Here is a 23,064-nt window from a genome sequence, read left to right as displayed (position 1 = left end):
GAAAACCTCCTAAGTAACGTTTGCCTTATAAAATAAATGTATAAGTAAGCATTCTTATTATGAACGGAAACGAGAATTTTAAAGAAATCTTATGAATGTCATTTTTATGTAATATTTCTTTGTAAAATCGCAACACTATGTGAATAGATGGGTAGAAAAGGAGTAGTGACATGGATAATACAAAGGTGCGTGTTGAAAACGTAACAAAAGTATTCGGGAAACATCCGCAAAGAGCCCTTTCCTTATTAAAAGAAGGAAAAAGTAAATCGGAAATTTTAAAAGAGACAGGAATGAACGTTGGGGTGAAAAAAGCAACGTTTGAAGTTTACTCTGGAGAGATTTTCGTTATTATGGGTTTGTCTGGTAGCGGGAAATCTACGCTAGTTCGTATGTTAAATCAATTGATTAAACCAACTGCAGGTCATATATACATAGATGGTGAAGACATCGCAACGATGGGAAAAGAAGAGTTACGGAGAGTAAGAAGAACGAAAATGAGTATGGTATTTCAGAAATTTGCTCTATTTCCGCATCGTACAGTTATACAAAATGTTGCATATGGTTTAGAAATACAAGGAGTTCCGGTTGAAGAGCGAGAGAAAAAAGCGTTAGAATCGCTACAGTTAGTAGGACTCGATCATCATAAAGATAATTATCCAAGTCAACTTAGTGGTGGTATGCAGCAGCGCGTTGGAATCGCAAGGGCACTAACGAATAATCCAGATGTATTACTAATGGACGAGTCATTTAGTGCATTAGATCCACTTATTCGAAAAGAAATGCAAGATGAATTGTTAGAGTTACAAGATAAAATGGAAAAAACGATTATATTTATTACGCATGATTTAGATGAAGCGCTTCGAATTGGAGATCGTATCGCATTAATGAAAGATGGAGAAATCGTCCAAATTGGAACGCCAGAAGAAATTATGATGAGCCCCGCAAATGAATTTGTAGAAAAGTTTGTTGCGGACGTGAATTTAGGAAAAGTAATTACGGCTGAGTCTATTTTAAAACGACCAGAAACTTTATTAATTGATCGTGGACCTCGTGTGGCTCTTCAAATTATGAGGAATGCAGGCGTCTCAACTGTATATGTTGTAAACAAAAAGTATGAGTTTTTAGGTATATTAACTGCGGATGATGCGAGTAAAGCAGTACAAAAACAGTGGCCGATTGCTGATTTATTACTTAATGATATTCCGCATGTGTATTTGGATACTTTACTGGAAGAGACATATGCAAAAATGGCAGAGATGAAATATCCCTTACCAGTAATCGATGAGAAGAAAAGGCTAAGAGGAATTATTAAACGTGAAAGTGTCATTCAAGCTCTTGCAGGAAACATTGAGGAAGAGGTGAAAGACGATGAATAGTATACCACGTATTCCATTAGGGGAATGGGTCGACTCATTTGTTGCAAGTTTATATGAGCACTTTGAAGGCTTATTCCGAGGATTCTCTTATATTATTGGTGGATTCGTTGATTTACTCACTAATTTTTTAACAATAATACCTGCCATATTGATGATTATTATCTTGTGTTTCTTCATTTGGTACACAACGAGGAAATTATCTTTAGTCATTTTTACGCTTATTGGATTATTATTCATTTTGAATATTAACTACTGGGCACAAACGATGCAAACATTAGCACTCGTACTTACGTCTGTTATTATTTCAATTATTGTCGGAATTCCAATTGGTATATTAGCATCTCAAAATGAGCGTTTCTCAAAATTTTTAAAGCCAACATTAGATTTTATGCAAACAATGCCGGCATTCGTATACCTCATTCCAGCGATTACATTTTTCGGAGTTGGTGTAGTACCTGGAATTATTGCATCGGTAATCTTTGCAATGCCACCGACAATTCGTTTTACTGACTTAGGGATTAGACAAGTTCCAGAAGATTTAATTGAAGCAGCGAATGCGTTTGGATCCACAGCATCACAAAAACTATTTAAAGTACAATTACCACTTGCAACCGGAACGATTATGGCTGGTGTGAACCAAAGCATTATGCTTTCGTTATCGATGGTTGTAACAGCATCACTTGTAGGAGCTCCAGGGCTTGGAGTTGATGTATATCGCTCTGTAACACAAGTTAATATCGGAATGGGATTTGAAGCTGGATTAGCTATCGTAGTAATCGCAATTATATTAGACCGAATTACACAAGGGTTCCATACGAAAAGAAAATAATGACCAAAAGACACACTTTTATAATACAAAGTGTGTTTTTTATTGCATCCAAATCACATACGAACGATAACAGAACCTCCAGCTGGTGCGCAAACTTGGTTTTGTTGTTGTTCCATTGATTTGATGAATTGATTATTTTCCTCGATTAATGAGATTAATTTAGTTAATTGATTTTCAAGACTTGCGATACATTGCATCATATATTGTGAATCATGATGCAATGTATTCCTTGCGGGATGGGGGGAATAAACATACTGTTGATTTATATTTGGATTCCAATGAGGATACATTTGAATCGTTCCTCCTTCAATAAATTACGAAGCTTTCTTATAGTAAATGCCTATGTATAATTAATGGTTACTTGAAAATTTTTTAATATAAAAGGAGTATGTACAGAAAATGGAAAATATTATATGTGAAGTTACAGTACATTTTTTAGAAATATTTAAGCGAGATAGTGCGTATATTAATACATTCAAGTAAATGTATGTTATTTAGCGAGAAATGGTAGGAGGAGATGCAATATTGGCTAAAAATAAAAAAAGAAATGATGCTTTGGCAATAGGTGTCGGTATAGGGGTTGTAATTGGTGTATTTCAAGGGCACTTTACAAATAATTTAGTAATCGGAATTGTGATTGGGATTATAATTGGGATTGCGTTTTTGAAGAAATAATGAGGTGTAAATTCATTTCAAAAATTGCTGTATCAAAAGAATGAAAATTCGGAATACAAAACCTGTTTTTCCTTTTTTTGTGATATTATATATGAAAAGGAAGGTGATGAATATGTCAACAAACAATCAAGTAGAACAAAACTGCTTCATTTGCAAAAAGCATAAAGGAAATATTATAGTTCCAGGTGGAGCTATTTACGAAGATGAACTCGTTTACGTTGGACATGTCCACTGGGATAGTGAAGAAACATACCTGGGTTATGTAATGATAGATATAAAAAGACATGTACCTGGACTTGCTGAACTAACAGATGAAGAAGCGAAAGCGTTCGGACTTATAACAAGTAGAGTAAGTAAAGCGCTAAAAGAAAGCGAAGGTGCAGAGCATATTTACACTTTTGTTTCAGGAAATGGTGTACCACATATGCATATGCATATTATTCCGCGTTATCCGAATACACCAAAAGAGTTTTGGTCACCAAGCGAGATAGCGAAATGGACTGGCGCACCATATGGTGACGCAGCGAAAATCAAAAAACTATGCGAAAGAATACGAGAGTATATGGTGAGTGAATATGCATACAAAAAATAATAGACAACATTCATGGGTTGGAAGTAGAGAAATGTGTTTAGACGAAATTTCGGTAAAGCAATATGGTGATATCGTGCTCGGTGCATATGGTGGGAATATTAGTGCCGGAGCAAAAAAGAACGAAGATGGTGCATTAGTTTGGTCAAATGGTGAATGGGAATTTGCAGCTATATTAGATGGACATAATAGTGCAGAAAGTGTTGATTTAGTAGTAAATACAATCAAAAAAGAATATGAAAATATAAGCGTAATTTTGAATGAACCAATTGATACAGTATTTCAGTATGTTGAAAATCATATACTTACAATTTTTCAGTCATCTTCATTTAAGGAAAAGTGCAAAAGAATACAAGGTGAAACAGCTTGCTTACTATGTGTAAGAAAAGAAAATTATATATGGTGGATTTCTATTGGTGATTGTTTAGTGTATGTATTTCATGAAGAGTTACATAAGTTAGGACAATATGCATTAAATCAACGTCATTTTTACGAATGGATTGGAAATGTAAACACATTTGATTTACCTGTTCCTTGTTATTCATCAGGTATTCGTGAATTACGTACTGGAAAGAACCGAATTGTAATGGTGACAGATGGAGTATTAGAATGCGGGGAACGCCGATATGAAACACCTGTAAATTTGTATAATGCTATGAACAGAAATGATAAAACACTTAAAGAAAATATTCACAATGTTTTAGAACACGTGCATCATCAGTTGGGACGTGATAGTGCGACAATTATTAGTTGGGACGTAGAAAATAAAAGGAATGCCACGTATCCGAGTGATCAGCTGGAGAAAAGGTAAAGGAGGAAACATCACTGTTTTGGGTTAAAGGAATTTTATTAATAGTATGGATTATATCCTTAGTTGTTTTTGAAAAAGTAGTGAGGAAAAAACTAAATATACCGAAACAAACAGACTGGAATAGTAAATATGTAAACAACTTTCATAAATGGGGCACTAGGGCTCTTATTATTTCTTATATAATTGTTACGATGATATGTGCTACTTTAAATCCCGTTTATATTAGTAATTTACCCATTTTATTTTTAATAACTTTATACTGCTTTCAATCATTTATGGAGTGGAAATTTGATAAAGAATCGAGGGAATATGTCATTTCTTTAGGAACGGTTCCGCTATTAGTAATAACAGGAATTATGCTTAATCTTTTCTTTTATACCTATTGGATTTAATCCTATGTGGAATGAATGGGGAGACAAAATGAAAAATCCTAAATTACGGGCTAAAGTAATGATTGTAAACGACGAACATTCAAAAGTACTAGTACAATGTGATGAGAATGAATCATTTTATCGTTTTCCAGGTGGCTCTATTGAATTTGGTGAAACGTCAAAAGAAGCAATAATTCGAGAGTTAATAGAAGAATACGATTTGAAAGTTGATGTTCAAGAGTTAGCAATTGTAAATGAACATATTTTTGAGTGGGGCAACGAAAATGGTCATCATTGTACATTGATACATTGGGGGACTGTTGAAAAAATCATTACAAACGAAATAAGGCATAAAGAGCATGAGGATATTATATTAATTTGGAAAAGTCTAGAGGAATTACAGGAGAAGCCGACATATCCTGAAGGCATCATAAGTTATTTAGAAGGGGATAACCGTAATGTAGTCCAATTTATTTCAAGTAATTAAATGAAATAATAGGAGGGGTGAAAATGGGAGCTTCTACTTTTGGGATTATAACTATTGTTTTTTGTATAGCTGTCTACTTTCTCGATAAGTTTTTAAGAAAAAAATTGAATATGCCCAAGGGTGGTTTTTGGGGATATAAAAAACATGTAAATAGTTTACATAAAAAATTGGAAATAGGACTACTTTTTATTTATTTAATAACTAGCTTTATATTTATCTTTAAATTTGAAAGTGTTAATATCGCTTATGTCATTTTTACTTATTTAGGTGGGACGTTAATCTTAAGAGCATTGATGGAATGGAAGTATGATAAAGAATCGCAAGAATATATATTTTCGGTAATTGGGGTATTCACGTTTATTTTTATGACTTCGATACTATTTTACTTCTTTCCACCTGCTTTATAATAAAAATTTGATAGTACAAATAATGAAATAACTAATAAGCAAGAAACCATTTACTACTAAATGGTTTCTTGTTTATTTAAGCATTTATTTTAGTTAATATAGATGTAATGAAATTAGTTTTATCCTCTGCATACTTATGTTTATCAGTAGGATTAGCTTTTGAAAGTTGAATCTTTAACTGTTCATACTGCATGCGTGCAGTTTTATTGTCTATTAAGTAATCACGAAATTGTAATTGTTCTATTAAATATGTATTCCCTTGTTCATACATATGAATTTGATGAGTTCTTGGTTCACCTTTATTAAAATAGTATCTTTCGGGTAATACTTCTTTTCTATATTTATAGTTTAGTAGTTCTAACTTTTTAATACAATGTATACCGTCCGTATAATTTTCTAATTCAATTGCTATATCAATAATTGGCTTTGCACTTAAATATGGAATAGAAGTACTACCAATATGGTGTATCGCTAAAATATGTTCGCCAATTTGTTCCTCAATGATTTGTTTCTCTTTCATAAACTCAATTTCCCATTCTTCAGTCCACGGCACTAAAAACACTTTCCCATACGGTAAACCTAACATTTAATTAGCACCTCTTTCAAAATAGTTTTCAAAAAGTTTATTACATCTTCTTAAAGCTTCTCAAAACAAGGTATTCCCACAATCTCCAAGGAAGAATCTTCTTCGTAAAGATCATAAATTTTACACCTTTTCCAATAGGATATCGTAAAGTAGTACGCTTTGTTTCAGCAATTTCAACGATTTTATTAGCAACATCTATCGGATTACCAAATGTATCACTACCGCTATTAATATGTTTTTGTATTTTATCCATATATTCTTTGTAAGGAGATGTTGTATCAGATTGGTTTTCAGCTAGTTGTTTACCAACCTCCCCTATATTTGTGTTGTAAGAACCAGGTTCAATTAAAGCGACATCTATTCCGAAAGGTTTTAATTCTAAGCGAAGCGATTCACTCCAGCCTTCTAATGCATATTTTGAAGATACATAAGGAGATAAACCAGGGAATCCAACTTGGCCGCTAATGCTGCTTATATTAATGATTTTTCCACTTCTTTGTTTTCTCATATATGGTAAAACAAGCTGGGTAATTGATATAGCTCCAAAAAGGTTCGTTTCAAATTGCTTTCGATATTCGTCTACTTGGATTTCTTCTACAAAGCCCCCATTTGCATATCCTGCATTATTTATAAGGAGATCTATTCTATTAATTTCTTTTAAAAATAATTGGAAATTATGTATAGAATTTTGATCTGTTACATCTAATTGTTGAACTTTTATATTTTGCTGTAAGTTAAGTTGAGTAACTTGGGATAGTAAGGTTCCTTGTTTTTCAAGGTTTCGCATTGTAGCGATAACTAAATAATCTTTTTTTGCGAGTTCGAGTGTAGTTAATAGTCCAAATCCACTTGAGGCTCCAGTAATTATTGCGATTTTTTTATTCATTTTTCGCCAGCTTTCTTTTTCTTTTATCATAACGAGTTATGATAAGAAAATCTATTATTCTTACATTTAGTATGAAATCAATTTGTATGTAAAAAAAGGGGATTATAGGGAATCAGCGTATATAGAGTAGTGTATATTAATATGATAATGAAATGAGGGAAGAAAAATGGTCCATGTAAAAGCTGTATTAGCAGATCAGCTATTAGCGAATGCAAATGATCCCAGTTGGTATATGCCATTTTCAGATGCAGTTAAGGATTTATCCGAGAGGGAAGCTTTCTGGAAACCGAATGAAGAGAGTAATAGTATAGCTGAAATCGTACAACATTTACTGTATTGGAACTCTACGTGGCAAACTAGGTATAAAGAATCAAATGTGAATGCAGTACCCGCTATAGGAGATAATAACAAAAGTTTTATGCTCTCAGATAATCAAACTTTCGATGAATTACGGGAAAAACTACTAGAAAAACTGTTACAATGGCAAAATCTCATAAATGAAGAAAAGGTTGAAAGTGATGTAGTGGGATTTCCTGTTTCTGCAAAGTGGTGGGAAGTGCTAGCGAATGTAACAACTCATAATGCATATCATATTGGTCAAATTATTTACATCCGAAAATTACAGAAGAGCTTTGATAATGAATAAAGTAACAATTCTCTTATTAAGGGAACAAAAGTGGACAAAACGAGACAAACGTCTCATTTTGTCCACTTTTTTATTGTTTAAAGATAGAGAAAACCTATTAAAACAAGGATTCGAAATTGGTACAATACTTGCAATATAAAAGACGAACAAGAAAATAGGAGGGCTGGACATGTTAAAAACAACTGAAAGTAAAGGGAATGAAATTACGAAAGAACAAGCTCGTTGGATGTACGAAAAAATGTTAGAAATTCGTAAGTTTGAAGATAAGGTGCATGAATTGTTCGCGCAAGGCTTTTTGCCAGGTTTCGTTCATTTATACGCAGGTGAAGAAGCGGTAGCAGTTGGTGTATGTGCCCACTTAACGGATAGTGACAATATTACAAGTACACATAGAGGTCATGGACATTGTATCGCAAAAGGTTGTGATTTAAATGGTATGATGGCTGAACTTTTCGGGAAAGCGACAGGATTATGTAAAGGAAAAGGCGGTTCCATGCATATTGCCGATTTAGATAAAGGAATGCTAGGTGCGAATGGCATTGTAGGCGGCGGTTTCCCACTTGCTTGCGGTTCAGCATTAACAGCTAAATATAAAGGAACAAAAGATGTAAGTGTTTGCTTCTTCGGTGACGGAGCAAATAATGAAGGGACATTTCATGAAGGGGTTAATTTAGCGGCGATTTGGAAGTTACCAGTTATTTTTATCGCAGAAAATAACGGTTACGGTGAAGCAACTACATTTGAATATGCTTCAAGTTGTGATTCTATTGCTGATCGTGCAAAAGCTTATAATATTCCAGGTGTTCAAGTAGATGGAAAAGATCTTCTAGCTGTATATAAAGCTGCTGCAGAAGCAGTGGAACGTGCACGTAATGGTGATGGTCCAACAATTATTGAATGTATGACATATCGTAATTATGGTCATTTCGAAGGTGAAGCACAAACATATAAAACATCAGAAGAAAAAGAAGAACATTTAAACGAAAGAGATGCAATTGTGAATTTCCGTAAGCATTTAATTCATGAAGGTTTATTAACGGAATCTGAACTTGTTGATATGGAAAAAGCAGTAGATGATGCAGTACAAAGATCCATTGAATTTAGTGAAAATAGTCCATACCCAGACGATGAAGAATTATTAAAAGATGTATACGTTTCTTACAAATAAGAGGAGGGTGAAAAATTATGACTAGAACAGTAAGTATGTCAACTGCAATTAATGAAGCGATGAAAATCTCAATGCGTCGTGATGAAAATGTAATTTTAATAGGTGAAGATGTTGCAGGCGGTGCACAAGTTGATCACCTGCAAGATGATGAAGCTTGGGGCGGTGTGCTTGGTGTTACGAAAGGACTTGTACAAGAGTTTGGCCGAAATCGTATATTGGATACACCAATTTCTGAAGCGGGTTATATGGGAGCTGCGATGGCCGCTGCTGCAACTGGGTTACGTCCGATAGCTGAGTTAATGTTTAATGATTTTATCGGTAGTTGTCTTGACCAAGTATTAAACCAAGGTGCGAAATTCCGTTATATGTTTGGAGGTAAAGCAAAAGTACCCGTTACAGTACGTACGATGCATGGAGCTGGTTTTAGTGCAGCAGCTCAACATTCACAAAGTTTGTACGCATTATTTACGAGCATACCAGGTATTAAAGTTGTTGTTCCTTCCACACCGTATGATGCAAAAGGCTTATTATTAGCGGCAATTGAAGATGATGATCCAGTAATCTTCTTTGAGGATAAAACACTTTACAATATGAAAGGTGAAGTGCCAGAAGGATACTATACAATTCCATTAGGAAAAGCAGATATTAAACGGGAAGGTTCTGATGTAACAATTGTCGCAATCGGAAAGCAAGTTCATACAGCGCTTGCAGCTGCAAAGCAATTATCGAAAAAGGGGCTTGAAGTAGAAGTAATTGATCCACGATCTTTATCACCACTTGATGAAGATACTATTTTATCATCTGTTGAAAAAACAAATCGTCTTATCGTCATTGACGAAGCGAATCCTAGATGTAGTATTGCAACAGATATTGCGGCAATTGTAGCGGATAAAGGTTTTGATTTGTTAGATGCACCTATTAAACGAATTACAGCACCACATACACCTGTTCCGTTCTCACCACCACTTGAAAAGTTGTATTTGCCAACACCAGAAAAAGTAATTGAAACTGTATCAGAAATGATCGGAGACCAATCTTTATTACATGTGTAATAAAACGATGAGAAGGGAGAGAGAGACATGGCTGTAGAAGTTGTAATGCCGAAGTTAGGTATGGCGATGAAAGAAGGTATTATTACGAGCTGGAATATTAAAGCAGGCGATAATGTAGCAAAAGGAGAACTAATTGCTAGTATTAATTCAGAAAAAATTGAAACGGAAATTGAAGCGCCAGCTGATGGTACGGTACTTGATATAGCTGTAAGTGAAGATGAAGGAGTGCCGCCTGGTACTGTAATTTGCTACATCGGTAAACCGAATGAAAAGGTAGAAATGCAGGAAAGCACACATGTTGTAGAAGAAAAAACATCTAATATAGAAGTACAAAATGTACAAAATCAAGAAGCAAATGGGAAAGAAGTATCGAAGCAAAGAATTAAAATTTCACCTGTAGCCAAGAAAATTGCAAAGTCTGAAAATCTGGATATCAAGGCATTAGTTGGTACAGGTCCTGGCGGAAGGATTACAAAGGCAGATGTATTAAAAGCACTTGAGGTAAGAGGAATCGTTCCGGAAATATCTGAACAAGAAGAAAGTAACGTGATTCCTGTTACTGGTATGCGTAAAGCGATCGCAAATCGTATGCACGCAAGCTTAAAAAATAGCGCACAATTAACGTTAACGATGAAAGTAGATGTAACAGATTTAGTTGCTTTACATAAAGAAATAGCGAAAGTTGTACAAAAAAGATATGATAATAAATTAACCATTACGGATTTTGTCTCGCGTGCTGCTGTATTAGCACTTGGAGAGCATAAAGAAATGAACAGCGCTTATATAGATGATGCAATTCATCAATTTGAACATGTGCATTTAGGCATGGCAGTCGCATTAGAAAAAGGGTTAATCGTTCCAGCTATTCGCTTTGCAAATAATTTATCTTTAGTAGAATTGTCTAAAGAGATTAAGAATGTGGCACAAAAGGCGCGAGCAGGTAGCTTAAGTAGTGATGATATGCACGGAACGACATTTACAATTAGTAATTTAGGTAGCTTTGGTATTGAATATTTCACACCTGTATTAAATACACCTGAGACTGGCATTTTAGGTATTGGCGCAATTGAACATGTTCCTGTATATAAAGGGAAAAAATTAAAAAAAGGTAGTATGTTACCTTTAAGTTTAACATTCGATCATCGTGTACTAGACGGTGCACCAGCAGCTGCATTTTTACGCACAATTAAACATTATTTAGAAGAACCTATAACAATTCTTTTATAAAGAGAAGGTGAGAGAATGAGTAAACTAGTTGTAATTGGAGGCGGACCAGCTGGATATGTAGCGGCAATTACCGCGGCTCAAAATGGCAAAGGTGTCACTCTTATTGATGAAGCTGAACTTGGCGGAACGTGTTTAAATGTTGGTTGTATGCCTACGAAATCACTGTTAGAAAGTGCTGAAATACATGACATTGTGAGAAAAGCGAATGATTATGGAGTTACGCTTAATACAGGAAGTATATCAATTGATTGGGATCAAATACAGGCGAGAAAATCACAAATCGTAATGCAACTCGTCCAAGGAATACAATATTTAATGAAGAAAAATAAAATTAAAGTTGTAAAAGGAAAAGCGAAATTCGAAACGGATCATCGTGTGCGAGTTGTACAAGGAAATAAAGAAGAAGTAGTTGATGGAGAGAGCTTTATTATCGCATCTGGTTCCGAACCTACAGAATTACCATTCGCTCCGTTCGATGGAAAATGGATTTTAAATAGTAGCCATGCCATGTCTCTTGAGAGTGTACCATCTTCATTGTTAATCGTTGGCGGTGGTGTAATAGGATGTGAGTTTGCAAGTATTTATAGTAGACTTGGCACAAAAGTATCGATAGTTGAAATGGCACCGCAATTACTACCTGGTGAAGATGAAGATATCGCGAATATTTTAAGAGAGAAATTAGAAAAAGATGGTGTGAAAATTTTTACAGGAGCAGTTTTAAAAGGATTAAATAACTATAAGAAGCAAGCTTCATTTGAGTACGAGGGAATTACTCACGAAGTAACTCCAGAATTTGTTCTTGTTTCTGTAGGAAGAAAACCACGAGTGCAACAATTAGGATTAGAAAAGGCAGGGGTTCAGTTTTCAAATAAAGGGATTTCTGTGAATGAACATATGCAAACGAACGTATCGCATATTTACGCAGCTGGTGATGTAATCGGTGGAATTCAGCTTGCTCACGTTGCCTTCCATGAAGGAACGACAGCAGCATTACACGCAAGTGGAGAAGACGTGAAAGTAAATTATCACGCTGTGCCTCGATGTATATACACAGCTCCAGAAATAGCTAGTGTCGGGTTAAGTGAAAAAGGTGCAAGAGAACAATATGGTGATATTCTCATCGGAGAATTTCCTTTTACAGCGAACGGAAAAGCTCTTATTTTAGGAGAACAAGTAGGGAAAGTAAAAGTCATTGTGGAACCTAAATACCAAGAAATTGTAGGGATTTCTATTATCGGTCCTTATGCAACTGAACTTATTGGTCAAGGAACCGTAATGATTCATACAGAAGTTACCGCTGATATAATGAGAGATTATATTGCAGCACATCCAACTTTATCTGAGGCGATTCATGAAGCGTTAATGCAAGCGGTAGGACATGCTGTACATGCTTAAATGGAAATATGATAAACCACTATTCTCTAAACGAAAGAGAGAATAGTGGTTTGAATTTTTATAGAAGAAATTAAATATCTTATTACTATTTAATTTCAATCGCTGAAGTAATATCGTTCCAATCAGCAGCTAAATTAGCAGTTTTACCGTACCAATCAGCATGTTTAAATAAAACGCCTTTTCCATATCCTTGTGTTGAAGTGTGCTCCCAAAGTGTCGTTGAATAACTTGCAGAAGGTGACGCTGTACTTACAGAAGAAATTCTGTCATTCCAGCTAGATGGTAAGTTTTTAAAGCCGCTACTCCAGTAAATATATTGGCCACCTTTATCTTTATGTTCATAAAAATCAGTACTACCAGCACCGCTACCTAAAGGATTAATTTTATTTGTAATTGCTTTTTTATCCTTTTCAATATACGCATCTAATGTTTCACGGCTAGTAAAACCATAAGCTAGCCAATCTCCATTTTCATTTTGCTTAGGTAATACCATAGTAATTTGGATATCTTTCTTATCCTGATCACTTAATTTTGCAAATGAATTAACATTTTGTTCATCCACTTTTAAATAATCAAATGACTTAATTGTGTTACTTTTTTCTTCAGCACTTACCGCACCTAGTCCTCCAGTTAGTGCAAAACCCGCTACTAATGTCCCTGCTACTAATTTCTTCAACATATAACCATCCCTTTTTGTTTGAATTTTTGTACAGGTGAATCTTGTACAGCTAAAATGTATTCTAATTTTATACTTTTGTAAATATTCTGAAGTTTTAGAAATAATAGGCGGAATATTTACATTTTTACATTATTTCTTTAGAAAAAATGGTTATTAGAATGATATAATAAGTGGATGTATTGCTTTTACTGGATGTAAAGATATTTTAGGAGAGGTGTCATTGAAATATTTTACAAGAGAATGGTATAAAAAAATGCAAGTTTTAGAATTTGTAAGTTTTATAGAGTCTATAAAAGAATGGTCGGAAATGGATATACAAAGTTTAAAGGAAGAAATAGAGGAAAGGAAAATAGATTTATTAAAATTCCTTCCTGAATCGATATACTCAATTATACAAAACATCACAATTAATTCAGAATATCCATCAGGTGAACTGAAAAAACGTATGCAAGAGTGGACAACAGATTATGAGAAAAGAATGGCACAATTAGATCAATCATACGTAGAATATTTTAATTCCATTGAGAAAAAACTTCCGTCAAATGTCGCTCAGTTACACAAGACATCACTACACGATAGTGTAATTAAAGTAATAAAGAGAGAATCAGAAGATACTTTGTCTATCGTATTAGATTGCAGTGGTACTTTTAGTGAATTTGATAAACTTGAAGTAACCTTTATAGGAGTAACAAATTGTTCTATGCCGGAAAACTTTGAAAATGCTTGGTGGTTATATCATGAAATAGCTCTTACTGAAGATGGTTTTGAACTAGGTGTTTTATTTGACTGTCCATTTAGAGAAGTGACGATTTGTGCGACAGATGTATTACTTGTGAATAAATAATTTTTTATGGAGCATTACAAACGTTTGACATAATAAAAAAATAAAGTTATTGTAGATACATGAAGTCTACAATAGGGGCTGTACTATGAAATATTCTAAAGCTACAAATTATGCTCTTCATACAATACTTTTTCTGGCAAAGGCTACACCAAATAAGTTAGTTAGTGTTCACCAATTAGCAGAAATGCAAAATGTTTCACCAACGTACTTGTCTAAAATACTAACTAAGTTGACGAAGGAAGGGATGATACATTCATCATCTGGTCCAAAGGGCGGTTACTCGCTTAGTAAGAATTGGGAAGATATTTCATTTTTAGATATTATACATGCAATTGAAGGTAAAACATCATTGTTTGAATGTTGTTTACATGACAAACCGGGATGTTTAATTAATGAAGTAATGCTTGCAGCAGAAGAGAAAATGGAAGAAGAGTTACGAAATCAAAAAATCGTAGCTCTTGCGAAAAAAATAAAAGTGGATTTTTAATCTGCTTTTATTTTTAAATTAATTAAGGATAAAAAGACTCTTTGATATCTTTAATTGTAGTTAGAAAATGATATGAAGAAGGAGAGAAGATGATGACTAAATTTTGGAATGATCGATATAAATCAGATGAATATTTTTACGGGGAAGAACCTAATACATTTATTAAAGAACAAGCATTTCGTTTAGCAAATCACAATAAAGTAATAGCTTTCGCGGAGGGAGAAGGTAGAAATGCTGTATTTCTAGCAAGACAAGGGAACGAAGTAACAGCTATTGATTATTCGGAAGATGGATTAGAGAAGACAAAAAAATTGGCAGAGAAGCATAACGTAAACGTGCATACAAAAAAAGTAGATTTATTAGCTGATAGTTTGCCAGAAAATGAATATGATGCAGCAATTATGGTATTTGGACATTTTCATGATGATTATAAAAAAATGATATTAGGTAAAATGATACAAACGATAAAGCCTGGTGGTTTAATTATGTTTGAAGTTTACTCAAAAAAACAAATAAACTATGGTACTGGTGGACCAAAAGATGTTGATATGCTGTATGATCCAATTGATATCCTTACTTGGTGTGAAGAACATAAGGTAATTCATTTCTTTAATGGCGAACAAGAGCGAATTGAAGGGAAAGGGCACACTGGTTTAGCTGATGTTATTCAAGTTGTTATTAGAAAATGAATATAAGTGTTAATGAAAGTTAAATGTATGAATGTAAAAGACCAGTCATGTAAGACTGGTCTTTCTATTTAGATACTAAATTATCAAGCTTCCAATATGTATCTGTTAACGGCGCTGCTTTGCTATCTATGTATAAATACATATTATTTAAATCTTTTGGTGAAGTTTTCAGTTCAAATACAACGTCAGTAGTTAAAGAGAACTCGTGTGGAACATTTTTATAGTGCTCGTCATCTATCGGATGAGCTTCACTTTCATATTTCTCACCAGTTTTTTCATCTTGTATGAAATATTTTATTTCCGAAAGATCAATAGTTTGTCCATCGTCTCGAACATTATTAATCATAACACGAGTAGTAAGGCGCCGCTCTTTGTCTATTTTTTCAAACTTTGCATTCTCAACTGTCGCTCTATAGTATTCGTTTTTAACTATTTCTCCATAGTGCATTGCATTCTTTTCGAGAGCGCTCTTTTCTTGTTTTGATGTAGTATTGCTATTACATCCTGTTAATATTCCAGTAAATAATAATGCTGTACATGTCGTTTTGATTAATGATTTCATAGTAATCCCTTTCTGTATTAAAAAGTAAAACATAGGAATAATTTTACATCAATAGGAAGGTAAATAGAAGTGTTTTTGCGTAATATACAGATATACATTTATTTGGTTGTCAAGTTAACAGGATAGAAAGAGGGAGAAGACTGTATAAAACGGAATAAATAAGAATTGAAAATATTGTAAAACGGAAGAGGCATGCATATAATTAAAATAAAGTTTAAGTTTCTGAACCTTCAATAACGGTGGTGATAACATGTTTACTGAAGAACGTCGAGAGAAAATTTTAGAACGACTTAATACAGATGGAAGAGTAATAGCAAAGGATCTTGCGGAAAGATTTGATATGTCTATTGATTCTATAAGAAGAGATTTGTCTATTATGGAAAAGGATGGTTTATTAAAAAGAACGCACGGAGGTGCAATTGAACTTACGCGAGTGAGAAACTTAGCTGCGGAACCAACTAAACGTTATAGTGATAGCTCAATATATGAGGACACAATTGCAAGAGTTGCGGTATCTTATATACAAGAAGGTGATTCAATTTTTATTGGCGGGGCTCCCGTTCATAATGCGATGCTGAAATATTTACCGGAAGTATCATTTACGGTTATTACGAATTCTATAGAAATAGCTGGTTATCTACGAGAATATAAGAATATTGATACGTATTTAATTGGCGGAAAAGTAAAACCTTCAGGGAATATTACTGATACACTTGCCTCTGAATTGATAAGTAGATTTTCTATTGATCTTTATTTCTCCACAGGTGGAGGCATTTCATTACAAGGTATTAGTACTGCAACACCTGAAGTTGCTTATTTTAGTAAAAGAGTAAGTGAAATTGCTAGAAGAAATATTTGTTTAGTTCCGCATAATAAACTTGGAATAGATTGTTTTATAAGAGGAGAGTCTCTAAAAGAAATTGACATTATTATAACTGACGAAGAGGCTAGTAAAGAAACTGTTCAGGACTTTGAGAAACAAGGTAAACAAGTTGTAATAGCACCATTATATTCATTTGAAAGGAGTTTGACATGATTGTAAAAGAGCAAGAGTTTTATATAAATGGATTAACTTATACAATTCGTTCTGCAGCTGAGAAAGATGCTGAGCAGTTATCGAAAATTAGAGTTCAGATTGATGGAGAAACTGAAAATATGGATAGAGATGCTGGAGAGGGATTTATAGATGACCTAGGGTTTCAAAAAATAATAAAAACAGATAGTGAAGAGACTAAGAATCTCTTTTTAGTTGCAGAAGTGCACAATCGAATCGTTGGATTTTCAAGATGTGAAGGATCAAATTTTAAGAGATTATCTCATAAAGTGGAGTTTGGCGTTTGCATTTTAAAAGAGTTTTGGGGATATAGAATGGGGAAGAGCCTATTACAACAATCTATTAAATGGGCTGACGAAAATGCAGTAAATAAAATATCTTTACAAGTATTAGAGACAAACGAGAAAGCTATTCATCTTTATAAAAAATTAGGTTTTGAAGTAGAAGGCATTTTGAAAAATGACAAAAGACTATCGGATGGAAAGTATTATAATACGGTATTGATGGGAAGATTTACTAATACTTTTCATGAAAGAGGTGAAGAAGTATGTTTTACAGAAGGAAGTACTATGTAGTGAAAAATGAATTTATAGAAGTATTTAATGATCATTTCAATAATACGAACTTACCTAATCAATTAAAGCATGGTTCTAGGCTAATAGGACGCTGGATGAAAGATAATAAGAATGGTACGTCTGAAGTATTTGCCATATGGGAATATGATAGTTATGAACAGTATAATGAAATAGAATCGAAAATTAGAAGTGACGAGAGGCATATTAAAGGAATACATGAATGGTATGAAAACCATGGCGGGAAAGAATATGTTTTACAGGAGTACATAGTAGAGATGAAAAATGAAGAGTTAGTATGTACTGTAAAGTAACAGAGGGGTGAGGGATAATAGAAATTAAAACAAAATTATATTTTAGTTTAGCATCCGCTATTTTATTTGCAATAGCCGTGATTGTTTTCTTTATAAATGGTAATCCACAAAAGTGGTTTTGGTTATGTATTTTGTTTGCGTCCATTATACAAAATATAGTGCTACTAAAAAAGAATAAAGAAGTGCATTAGGATATTCAAATTATTAACATATTTGTGTCGTATTGCTAGTTGTATTGAAAACGCTTTTATTCAGTTTTATAATAAAAGTATGTTTTATAAATCTCCAAAACAATTAAAAGGGAGATGATACAATGTTAGCTTCACCGTTTTACTTACATACATGGAAAAAGTTTGTTAATGAAGGTGTTCTTGATTCGAACCGTATAAATGAAAGAATTTCAGAGTCATGGCATCGATGTAAACAGGCTAATGTTAATCCTCACATGAATAAAGGTCAGAAAGTTTTGTCTTCTAATATTTTTCGAGAACAAAAGAAAAAGAGTGAAATTTTCCTTGATATAGCATTACCCCAAATACAAAATATGAGAAAAACCATTGATGAACTACAAATGATGGCATTATTAATCGATCCAGATGGTTATGTCCTATCCTTAAGTGGAAATAAACAAACGTTAAAGCGAGCGAAACATATTAATTTTATTGAAGGTGTAAAATGGACGGAAGCAGCTGTGGGGACAAACGCAATAGGAACAGCGCTAGAAATTGAAGAAGCTATTATGATAAGTGGTACTGAACATTACTCCGTGGTATCTCATAGCTGGAGTTGTGCGGCTGCTCCCATTCATAACGATGACGGGAAATTAATTGGTATTTTAGATTTCTCCTGTCCAATTGAATTTTCGCATCCATATATGCTCGGTATGGTAACTTCAATTGCACATGCGATTGAACGTGAATGTAGCATAAGAGTTCATCAAAATGAATTACACTTAATCCATCGTTTTTTAGATGTCATTGATAGTGATGAACAAGTAGTTATTTGTAATCATCGTGATGTTATCGTTTCTGCGAGTAAGAGCGTTCGGGAACGAGTAACTAATTGGTCAAGAATGAAACTTGAAGATTTAGTGCACCATGGATTGGAAACTAAATTAGAAATACCAGTATATAGTAATGAAAGAATGATCGGGAAATGTATGTATTTAAAGGAAAACAAACAAATGAATACATATTCTGCTTTCACATTTATAAAAGGAATTACTTTTCCAGGAGTTACCGGGACAAGCAAAGCATTTCAACACACACTAGAAGAAATTAAGCTTGTTTCACCGACTGATGCTAGTGTGTATGTATGTGGTGAGACAGGAGTAGGAAAGGAATATGTCGCGAGAGCGATTCATGAAAATAGTCCAAGAAAAGACGGGCCCTTTATAGCTGTTAATTGTGGTTCTTTGCCTAAAGAATTAATGGAAAGTGAATTGTTCGGTTATGCTGAAGGTGCGTTTACAGGTGCGCGACGTCAAGGGTATAAAGGGAAATTTGAACAAGCGAATGGAGGAACATTATTTTTAGATGAAATTGGTGAAGTACCACCAGAGATGCAAGTAGCATTATTGCGTGTTTTACAAGAACGTACAATAACTCCAATAGGAAGTTCAAAAGAGGTACCAGTAAATATTCGTATTATTACTGCCACACATAAAGATTTACTAAGGTTAGTAGAAGAAGGGAAATTCCGTCAAGATTTATATTATCGTTTACATGTTTATCCACTATATGTTCCATCGTTAATAGAAAGAAAAGAGGATATTCCATATTTTATACAACACTTTTGCGAACGGAAGAATTGGAATGTTGTATTTCCGAAGAGTATTTGTAATCAATTTTTACAACATACATGGCCCGGAAATATTCGAGAACTAGTAAATGCATTAGAACGCATTTACATTTTGTCGCAAGGACGGGAAATATGCGAAAAACAAGTCGCTTTTTTGATACAAACAATGATGGGAAATCAACAACAACTTGAGTTACAAGTTGAAAATAAAACCGAACATACATTGAATTTTCGCGAAAAAATACAGCGTGATAGCATGATTGAAGCATTACAAAAGACAAACGGAAATGTTTCATTAGCTGCAAAACTATTAGATGTACCCCGTAGTACATTTTATAAACGAATGCAAAAATATAAGTTATAAAGTAGATTTTTGTAATCTACTTTTTCTTTGTGGGCTCATGTTCTGTCGGAATGTGCGCTTACCGGGGAAATAATAGAATTGTTAGAAGGGAAATTTCCTAATGGGGGTTAGTGTGTGAAGTACATTGAAATTGGAATCGGGAATAGGTGGTTCGTTCGAACAGAAACCGAAAATAAAGATGGAACTGAATTTGAAGAACGAGGAATTATAAAACCTATTTATTTTGAGTCACTATATGTACGAATGTGGTTTCGGAAAACGTGTTTAATTTTTGATACGAAAGAAGGATTTAAAAAGATTAAGAAGGGGAGGATTGAATATAAATTTATAGTTGGAATTGTAAGTAGACTGAATAAAGAAGAAGTGGGCTAACATACGTAGTTATATTGGACAGGAAATTCTTTTGACTTATATCAAATTCATGAAAAGCACATTTACTAAATATAAATTGTTAATAAAACCACTAAAAATTATTATCAAGACCTAAAAGCTAAAAATCCTAAAAAAATAAAGGTGAGCGCATATTATACATGACTAATATGTACTCACCTTTATTTTATTGTTCAATTAAAGGGCCAGATTGTTGAGGAAACAGGAATAATAAGAATACTCAAAATATTGTTTGTGAAGTGTTACACTTAAACTAACGGGCAGTTTAGCTTAAGTACATTTTTTCACAAATTTAAATGGGGAAATTTCCCCATTTTTTATACCAGCTTAACGTTGATTCGGGAATATTGAACTTCGCTACCTGCTAATTGAATTCTACTTCATCTGGAGACCTTTAAATTAAAATGCTTCCTTTCTTCTGACAGACTTATTAAATTTCGAAAACAATCAATTCAATCATCTTTTCGTATAGAAAAACTTATTAAGAAACATGCACTAGAAAAAATATAAATCATATATAGGAGATATCCCGTTTGAATGCTTGAGGAGGATATTATGAAACCTATGTTACCTAGTGAAAAATATTTCGGTAATTTAGAACTAGTTTATGCATTTTATGGGGCTATGCCTACAGGTGTTACTGTTTCAGAAACCGGTCGTATTTTCATTTGCTTTCCGAAATGGGGAGACGATGTTAAATTTACGGTGGCGGAAATTTTTGAGGATAAATTGCAGCCTTATCCTAATTTACAAACCAATTTGGCTAACCCCGAGAATATCCCAATGACTTTCATCAGTGTCCAAAGTGTAGTTGCTGATGGAAGGGGAACGCTTTGGATATTAGATACAGCGGCACCTAATTTTTCTGAACCTATTAAAAGGGGGGCAAAATTAGTCGCTGTTGATTTAGAAACCAATACAATAAGAAAAGTATATACCTTTACAGAAGATGTGGTCCTGCCTACAACTTATCTGAATGATGTCCGTTTTGATTTTCGTGTTGGAAAAGCAGGTTATGCCTATATAACGGATTCTTCTTCAAGAGGACCAGGAGCTATTATCGTCGTAGATTTATCAAATGGAAACGCGTTTAGAAGGTTAAATGGAGCAAATTCAACTTCACCCGATCCCTATTTTTTACCGAAAGTAGAAGGTCAAATTTTAATGAATCGAAACAAAGACGGTTCAACTTCTCCATTTAGGTTGGCGTCTGATAGTCTTGCAATTTCTCCTGATGGAAAGATATTATTTTTTGCTCCACTAACCAGTCGGCATTTGTTCTCGATCTCAACAGAAGCCTTGAGAGACAGAACGATACCGGACATGAAATTACCTTATCATGTGGAGTATTGGGGAGAAAAAGGTGCGTCTGATGGAATGATCACCGATGCAAAGGGAACTATTTATGCTGGAGATTATGAAAACAACAGTATCCGTAAGATATTGCCAAATGGCATAATGGAAACTATCGCACATGATCCGAGAATTTTGTGGCCGGATACTTTTTCAATTGGTCCGGATCAATATTTGTATGTCATTGTGAACCAATTACATCGACAGCCTAGATTTCATTATGGAAAAGACTTACGACAGAAACCTTATAGTTTACTTCGTATCAAAATTGATGAATTTCCTGCTCCGACCTTTTCATAATAAAAATAGTCAATTAATTGTTTTCATTGATAGAAAATGATCAAACTTTTTTATAAAACCAAAACATAAACCTGCTGGATAAGAATCCATTTTGATCAATCTTTTTCAAAATGGATTCTTTTTATTTACCATAGAATACGGGTTAACACGATATTTTTAATCAAACTTTATTTTAAAATTACGAAGAAACTCATGAATGTTTTAAAAAATATGGTGAAGTAGTAATACCCGAACTTATGAGTGAAATTAATGAAAAGTTAAAATGGGATGTTGTTAGTTATGTAGATCATAAGGAGTATGCTTTATGGCCACATTCTATTTGAAGATTTTTCATTGAAAATCTCAATAGCTCTTTCACATATTTCTTGATTAATACAAAATCTTTCTGTTATCCAATAATTAAGTTCAGAAGATGTAAGGCTTTGTTCTATTTTCTTACCTTGGAAATATCGTTTTAAAACATTATCATTAATAGAAGTTGGAATACCATCGATATAACCGAAAATCTGAATTTTCTTTAATACAGGAGATGTATGCCAATCGTTAGACTTTTTAATGAGTTCTTTCATACTTGATAAATGTATTGAATCTGTATGTAAGATTTTTGCTGGACCTGGATTTCTAGCAATTTTAATCCTATTATTTGAGACTTCATAAGTGAAAGTTTCTCTTACATTACTTACTTGAAATGATTCATAAAGTGGGTAAGCTTGGAATAAAGGTGCACAATAACCAACATCAACATAATAAGGTTGGTCTAAGTTAACCCGTAAGTATAAATGTCCGGGATCCATATACATATAATGAACATTAAAACCAAGATTTGATAATAACCAATGGAATCCAATTGAGTGCGTCCAACAAGTACCCCCGAGACCTTTTGTTGTAATACGGTTTATGTATGTCTCAATGGAAGGAAAATAATTACCTGTTTCATTACCCTTTTCCCAGTCAATTATTTTAGTAAGGGTTTCCCATTTTATTTTTTCTTGATGAGCTTTAATAAGCTCATTTAAAAACTTTAAGCTAGTAGGCTGTTTTGTCGTACCTAAAAATGATAGAAAGCTATTTACTAGTTGTACTTGGGTCATTTTCTTATCCTTTCTATATAGAAATTGCTATTGGTATTATTATACAATAGGTGTCAGAAA

General features: G+C 33.7%; 29 protein-coding genes. 23 read left to right on the top strand and 6 right to left on the bottom strand.

The features are described 5' to 3' along the window. The first annotated feature begins 170 nt into the window (after positions 1 to 170). Positions 171 to 1,376 carry a quaternary amine ABC transporter ATP-binding protein gene (locus ACTL4X_RS13760; protein ID WP_000370606.1) on the top strand — a complete coding sequence of 402 codons (1,206 nt, stop codon included), beginning with the start codon at positions 171 to 173 and terminating at the stop codon, positions 1,374 to 1,376. Next, positions 1,369 to 2,205, top strand: coding sequence for an ABC transporter permease (locus ACTL4X_RS13755; RefSeq protein WP_001084759.1), 837 nt, complete (start codon positions 1,369 to 1,371; stop codon positions 2,203 to 2,205). Before ACTL4X_RS13760 ends, ACTL4X_RS13755 begins: the two co-directional genes overlap by 8 nt. A 53-nt stretch (positions 2,206 to 2,258) precedes the next feature. Here ACTL4X_RS13755 and ACTL4X_RS13750 read toward each other — a convergent pair whose 3' ends face one another. Then, positions 2,259 to 2,495, bottom strand: a complete 237-nt coding sequence (locus ACTL4X_RS13750; RefSeq protein ID WP_000283220.1) for a hypothetical protein — start codon at positions 2,493 to 2,495, stop codon at positions 2,259 to 2,261. Positions 2,496 to 2,709: 214 nt separating this feature from the next. Between ACTL4X_RS13750 and ACTL4X_RS13745 the strand changes: the two genes are divergently transcribed. The 6 genes from ACTL4X_RS13745 to ACTL4X_RS13720 all read left to right on the top strand — a co-directional run bounded on the left by ACTL4X_RS13745 (position 2,710) and on the right by ACTL4X_RS13720 (position 5,545). Further along, a complete protein-coding gene (locus tag ACTL4X_RS13745) occupies positions 2,710 to 2,880 on the top strand; it encodes a hypothetical protein (RefSeq protein WP_033689096.1) in 171 nt (56 codons plus the stop codon). A gap of 91 nt (positions 2,881 to 2,971) precedes the next feature. Further along, positions 2,972 to 3,472, top strand: a complete 501-nt coding sequence (locus ACTL4X_RS13740; protein ID WP_071739455.1) for an HIT family protein — start codon at positions 2,972 to 2,974, stop codon at positions 3,470 to 3,472. After that, positions 3,456 to 4,280, top strand: a complete 825-nt coding sequence (locus ACTL4X_RS13735) for a PP2C family serine/threonine-protein phosphatase (RefSeq protein WP_000556969.1) — start codon at positions 3,456 to 3,458, stop codon at positions 4,278 to 4,280. Before ACTL4X_RS13740 ends, ACTL4X_RS13735 begins: the two co-directional genes overlap by 17 nt. A gap of 53 nt (positions 4,281 to 4,333) precedes the next feature. Then, positions 4,334 to 4,672, top strand: coding sequence for a DUF4181 domain-containing protein (locus ACTL4X_RS13730; RefSeq protein WP_074553907.1), 339 nt, complete (start codon positions 4,334 to 4,336; stop codon positions 4,670 to 4,672). A gap of 28 nt (positions 4,673 to 4,700) precedes the next feature. After that, positions 4,701 to 5,138 (top strand): NUDIX domain-containing protein, encoded by a 438-nt coding sequence (locus ACTL4X_RS13725; protein WP_074553905.1) that lies wholly within the window; start codon positions 4,701 to 4,703, stop codon positions 5,136 to 5,138. A gap of 23 nt (positions 5,139 to 5,161) precedes the next feature. Further along, complete coding sequence (locus tag ACTL4X_RS13720) at positions 5,162 to 5,545, top strand: DUF4181 domain-containing protein (protein ID WP_000501283.1); 384 nt, start codon at positions 5,162 to 5,164, stop codon at positions 5,543 to 5,545. A gap of 76 nt (positions 5,546 to 5,621) precedes the next feature. Here ACTL4X_RS13720 and ACTL4X_RS13715 read toward each other — a convergent pair whose 3' ends face one another. Both ACTL4X_RS13715 and ACTL4X_RS13710 read right to left on the bottom strand, forming a co-directional pair. Next, positions 5,622 to 6,131 carry a GrpB family protein gene (locus tag ACTL4X_RS13715; RefSeq protein ID WP_000901207.1) on the bottom strand — a complete coding sequence of 170 codons (510 nt, stop codon included), beginning with the start codon at positions 6,129 to 6,131 and terminating at the stop codon, positions 5,622 to 5,624. Positions 6,132 to 6,171: 40 nt separating this feature from the next. Then, positions 6,172 to 7,017 carry an oxidoreductase gene (locus ACTL4X_RS13710; RefSeq protein ID WP_441395068.1) on the bottom strand — a complete coding sequence of 282 codons (846 nt, stop codon included), beginning with the start codon at positions 7,015 to 7,017 and terminating at the stop codon, positions 6,172 to 6,174. 166 nt (positions 7,018 to 7,183) lie between these two features. On the opposite strand from ACTL4X_RS13710, the gene ACTL4X_RS13705 reads away from it, so the two are divergent. Genes ACTL4X_RS13705 through lpdA form a run of 6 tightly spaced genes read left to right on the top strand, consistent with a single transcriptional unit; the run spans position 7,184 to position 12,505 of the window. Then, complete coding sequence (locus ACTL4X_RS13705) at positions 7,184 to 7,663, top strand: DinB family protein (protein WP_000233778.1); 480 nt, start codon at positions 7,184 to 7,186, stop codon at positions 7,661 to 7,663. After that, positions 7,656 to 7,802, top strand: a complete 147-nt coding sequence (locus ACTL4X_RS13700; RefSeq protein ID WP_001045412.1) for a hypothetical protein — start codon at positions 7,656 to 7,658, stop codon at positions 7,800 to 7,802. Before ACTL4X_RS13705 ends, ACTL4X_RS13700 begins: the two co-directional genes overlap by 8 nt. Before the next feature lie 30 nt (positions 7,803 to 7,832). Beyond that, positions 7,833 to 8,831: an acetoin:2,6-dichlorophenolindophenol oxidoreductase subunit alpha gene (acoA, locus tag ACTL4X_RS13695; protein WP_000921265.1), complete on the top strand. Its 999-nt coding sequence runs from the start codon at positions 7,833 to 7,835 to the stop codon at positions 8,829 to 8,831. A 17-nt stretch (positions 8,832 to 8,848) separates the two neighbouring features. Next, positions 8,849 to 9,883, top strand: a complete 1,035-nt coding sequence (gene acoB, locus ACTL4X_RS13690) for an acetoin:2,6-dichlorophenolindophenol oxidoreductase subunit beta (protein WP_000198898.1) — start codon at positions 8,849 to 8,851, stop codon at positions 9,881 to 9,883. A 27-nt stretch (positions 9,884 to 9,910) separates the two neighbouring features. Then, positions 9,911 to 11,110, top strand: a complete 1,200-nt coding sequence (locus ACTL4X_RS13685; RefSeq protein WP_000257773.1) for a dihydrolipoamide acetyltransferase family protein — start codon at positions 9,911 to 9,913, stop codon at positions 11,108 to 11,110. 15 nt (positions 11,111 to 11,125) lie between these two features. Then, complete coding sequence (gene lpdA, locus ACTL4X_RS13680; RefSeq protein ID WP_000041216.1) at positions 11,126 to 12,505, top strand: dihydrolipoyl dehydrogenase; 1,380 nt, start codon at positions 11,126 to 11,128, stop codon at positions 12,503 to 12,505. A gap of 85 nt (positions 12,506 to 12,590) precedes the next feature. Here lpdA and ACTL4X_RS13675 read toward each other — a convergent pair whose 3' ends face one another. After that, on the bottom strand, positions 12,591 to 13,184 hold the full coding sequence (locus ACTL4X_RS13675) for a hypothetical protein (RefSeq protein ID WP_000914440.1): 594 nt from the start codon (positions 13,182 to 13,184) through the stop codon (positions 12,591 to 12,593). Between the two features lie 220 nt (positions 13,185 to 13,404). Here ACTL4X_RS13675 and ACTL4X_RS13670 point away from each other — a divergent pair, with 220 nt between their 5' ends. The 3 genes from ACTL4X_RS13670 to ACTL4X_RS13660 all read left to right on the top strand — a co-directional run bounded on the left by ACTL4X_RS13670 (position 13,405) and on the right by ACTL4X_RS13660 (position 15,204). Further along, a complete protein-coding gene (locus ACTL4X_RS13670; protein ID WP_000873453.1) occupies positions 13,405 to 14,028 on the top strand; it encodes a DUF4085 domain-containing protein in 624 nt (207 codons plus the stop codon). Positions 14,029 to 14,113: 85 nt separating this feature from the next. Beyond that, positions 14,114 to 14,515 carry an Rrf2 family transcriptional regulator gene (locus tag ACTL4X_RS13665; RefSeq protein WP_000877641.1) on the top strand — a complete coding sequence of 134 codons (402 nt, stop codon included), beginning with the start codon at positions 14,114 to 14,116 and terminating at the stop codon, positions 14,513 to 14,515. An 89-nt stretch (positions 14,516 to 14,604) separates the two neighbouring features. Continuing rightward, positions 14,605 to 15,204: a class I SAM-dependent methyltransferase gene (locus ACTL4X_RS13660; RefSeq protein ID WP_002041261.1), complete on the top strand. Its 600-nt coding sequence runs from the start codon at positions 14,605 to 14,607 to the stop codon at positions 15,202 to 15,204. A gap of 64 nt (positions 15,205 to 15,268) precedes the next feature. Here the strand turns inward: ACTL4X_RS13660 and ACTL4X_RS13655 are convergent, their stop codons facing one another. Beyond that, positions 15,269 to 15,766: a hypothetical protein gene (locus ACTL4X_RS13655; RefSeq protein WP_174767013.1), complete on the bottom strand. Its 498-nt coding sequence runs from the start codon at positions 15,764 to 15,766 to the stop codon at positions 15,269 to 15,271. Between the two features lie 250 nt (positions 15,767 to 16,016). Here ACTL4X_RS13655 and ACTL4X_RS13650 point away from each other — a divergent pair, with 250 nt between their 5' ends. From ACTL4X_RS13650 to ACTL4X_RS13625, 6 genes are all read left to right on the top strand, one after another. Beyond that, the gene (locus tag ACTL4X_RS13650) at positions 16,017 to 16,802 is read left to right on the top strand and encodes a DeoR/GlpR family DNA-binding transcription regulator (RefSeq protein WP_000493652.1); all 786 of its coding nucleotides are present in this window, start codon (positions 16,017 to 16,019) and stop codon (positions 16,800 to 16,802) included. Further along, positions 16,799 to 17,395, top strand: a complete 597-nt coding sequence (locus ACTL4X_RS13645; protein ID WP_000635680.1) for a GNAT family N-acetyltransferase — start codon at positions 16,799 to 16,801, stop codon at positions 17,393 to 17,395. Before ACTL4X_RS13650 ends, ACTL4X_RS13645 begins: the two co-directional genes overlap by 4 nt. Next, positions 17,368 to 17,706, top strand: a complete 339-nt coding sequence (locus ACTL4X_RS13640) for an NIPSNAP family protein (RefSeq protein ID WP_000499992.1) — start codon at positions 17,368 to 17,370, stop codon at positions 17,704 to 17,706. The genes ACTL4X_RS13645 and ACTL4X_RS13640 overlap by 28 nt, the downstream gene beginning before the upstream one ends. Positions 17,707 to 18,019: 313 nt before the next feature. Further along, the gene (locus ACTL4X_RS13635) at positions 18,020 to 19,870 is read left to right on the top strand and encodes a sigma-54-dependent Fis family transcriptional regulator (RefSeq protein ID WP_000881429.1); all 1,851 of its coding nucleotides are present in this window, start codon (positions 18,020 to 18,022) and stop codon (positions 19,868 to 19,870) included. 114 nt (positions 19,871 to 19,984) lie between these two features. Continuing rightward, entirely contained in the window at positions 19,985 to 20,242 is a 258-nt protein-coding gene (locus tag ACTL4X_RS13630; protein WP_000873846.1) for a DUF3977 family protein, read from the top strand. A gap of 573 nt (positions 20,243 to 20,815) precedes the next feature. Next, positions 20,816 to 21,913, top strand: coding sequence for an L-dopachrome tautomerase-related protein (locus tag ACTL4X_RS13625; RefSeq protein ID WP_033687476.1), 1,098 nt, complete (start codon positions 20,816 to 20,818; stop codon positions 21,911 to 21,913). A 302-nt stretch (positions 21,914 to 22,215) separates the two neighbouring features. On the opposite strand, the gene ACTL4X_RS13620 is transcribed toward ACTL4X_RS13625, so the two are convergent. Further along, on the bottom strand, positions 22,216 to 23,004 hold the full coding sequence (locus tag ACTL4X_RS13620) for an arylamine N-acetyltransferase (protein ID WP_441395067.1): 789 nt from the start codon (positions 23,002 to 23,004) through the stop codon (positions 22,216 to 22,218). Positions 23,005 to 23,064: the final 60 nt, after the last annotated feature.

This window comes from Bacillus sp. RE35 (genome assembly GCF_052146655.1).
Lineage (GTDB): Bacteria > Bacillota > Bacilli > Bacillales > Bacillaceae_G > Bacillus_A > Bacillus_A cereus.
This window is presented reverse-complemented; position numbering and strand designations above follow the sequence as displayed.

Excerpts from the sequence above, each read along its gene's own strand:
- ACTL4X_RS13760 (WP_000370606.1), top strand. The coding sequence starts at position 171 with ATGGATAATACAAAGGTGCGTGTTGAAAACGTAACAAAAGTATTCGGG.
- ACTL4X_RS13755 (WP_001084759.1), top strand. The coding sequence starts at position 1,369 with ATGAATAGTATACCACGTATTCCATTAGGGGAATGGGTCGACTCATTT.
- ACTL4X_RS13750 (WP_000283220.1), bottom strand. The coding sequence starts at position 2,495 with ATGTATCCTCATTGGAATCCAAATATAAATCAACAGTATGTTTATTCC.
- ACTL4X_RS13745 (WP_033689096.1), top strand. The coding sequence starts at position 2,710 with ATGGTAGGAGGAGATGCAATATTGGCTAAAAATAAAAAAAGAAATGAT.
- ACTL4X_RS13740 (WP_071739455.1), top strand. The coding sequence starts at position 2,972 with ATGAAAAGGAAGGTGATGAATATGTCAACAAACAATCAAGTAGAACAA.
- ACTL4X_RS13735 (WP_000556969.1), top strand. The coding sequence starts at position 3,456 with ATGCATACAAAAAATAATAGACAACATTCATGGGTTGGAAGTAGAGAA.
- ACTL4X_RS13725 (WP_074553905.1), top strand. The coding sequence starts at position 4,701 with ATGAAAAATCCTAAATTACGGGCTAAAGTAATGATTGTAAACGACGAA.
- ACTL4X_RS13720 (WP_000501283.1), top strand. The coding sequence starts at position 5,162 with ATGGGAGCTTCTACTTTTGGGATTATAACTATTGTTTTTTGTATAGCT.
- ACTL4X_RS13715 (WP_000901207.1), bottom strand. The coding sequence starts at position 6,131 with ATGTTAGGTTTACCGTATGGGAAAGTGTTTTTAGTGCCGTGGACTGAA.
- ACTL4X_RS13710 (WP_441395068.1), bottom strand. The coding sequence starts at position 7,017 with ATGAATAAAAAAATCGCAATAATTACTGGAGCCTCAAGTGGATTTGGA.
- ACTL4X_RS13705 (WP_000233778.1), top strand. The coding sequence starts at position 7,184 with ATGGTCCATGTAAAAGCTGTATTAGCAGATCAGCTATTAGCGAATGCA.
- ACTL4X_RS13700 (WP_001045412.1), top strand. The coding sequence starts at position 7,656 with ATGAATAAAGTAACAATTCTCTTATTAAGGGAACAAAAGTGGACAAAA.
- acoA (WP_000921265.1), top strand. The coding sequence starts at position 7,833 with ATGTTAAAAACAACTGAAAGTAAAGGGAATGAAATTACGAAAGAACAA.
- acoB (WP_000198898.1), top strand. The coding sequence starts at position 8,849 with ATGACTAGAACAGTAAGTATGTCAACTGCAATTAATGAAGCGATGAAA.
- ACTL4X_RS13685 (WP_000257773.1), top strand. The coding sequence starts at position 9,911 with ATGGCTGTAGAAGTTGTAATGCCGAAGTTAGGTATGGCGATGAAAGAA.
- lpdA (WP_000041216.1), top strand. The coding sequence starts at position 11,126 with ATGAGTAAACTAGTTGTAATTGGAGGCGGACCAGCTGGATATGTAGCG.
- ACTL4X_RS13675 (WP_000914440.1), bottom strand. The coding sequence starts at position 13,184 with ATGTTGAAGAAATTAGTAGCAGGGACATTAGTAGCGGGTTTTGCACTA.
- ACTL4X_RS13665 (WP_000877641.1), top strand. The coding sequence starts at position 14,114 with ATGAAATATTCTAAAGCTACAAATTATGCTCTTCATACAATACTTTTT.
- ACTL4X_RS13660 (WP_002041261.1), top strand. The coding sequence starts at position 14,605 with ATGATGACTAAATTTTGGAATGATCGATATAAATCAGATGAATATTTT.
- ACTL4X_RS13655 (WP_174767013.1), bottom strand. The coding sequence starts at position 15,766 with ATGAAATCATTAATCAAAACGACATGTACAGCATTATTATTTACTGGA.
- ACTL4X_RS13650 (WP_000493652.1), top strand. The coding sequence starts at position 16,017 with ATGTTTACTGAAGAACGTCGAGAGAAAATTTTAGAACGACTTAATACA.
- ACTL4X_RS13645 (WP_000635680.1), top strand. The coding sequence starts at position 16,799 with ATGATTGTAAAAGAGCAAGAGTTTTATATAAATGGATTAACTTATACA.
- ACTL4X_RS13640 (WP_000499992.1), top strand. The coding sequence starts at position 17,368 with ATGTTTTACAGAAGGAAGTACTATGTAGTGAAAAATGAATTTATAGAA.
- ACTL4X_RS13635 (WP_000881429.1), top strand. The coding sequence starts at position 18,020 with ATGTTAGCTTCACCGTTTTACTTACATACATGGAAAAAGTTTGTTAAT.
- ACTL4X_RS13625 (WP_033687476.1), top strand. The coding sequence starts at position 20,816 with ATGAAACCTATGTTACCTAGTGAAAAATATTTCGGTAATTTAGAACTA.
- ACTL4X_RS13620 (WP_441395067.1), bottom strand. The coding sequence starts at position 23,004 with ATGACCCAAGTACAACTAGTAAATAGCTTTCTATCATTTTTAGGTACG.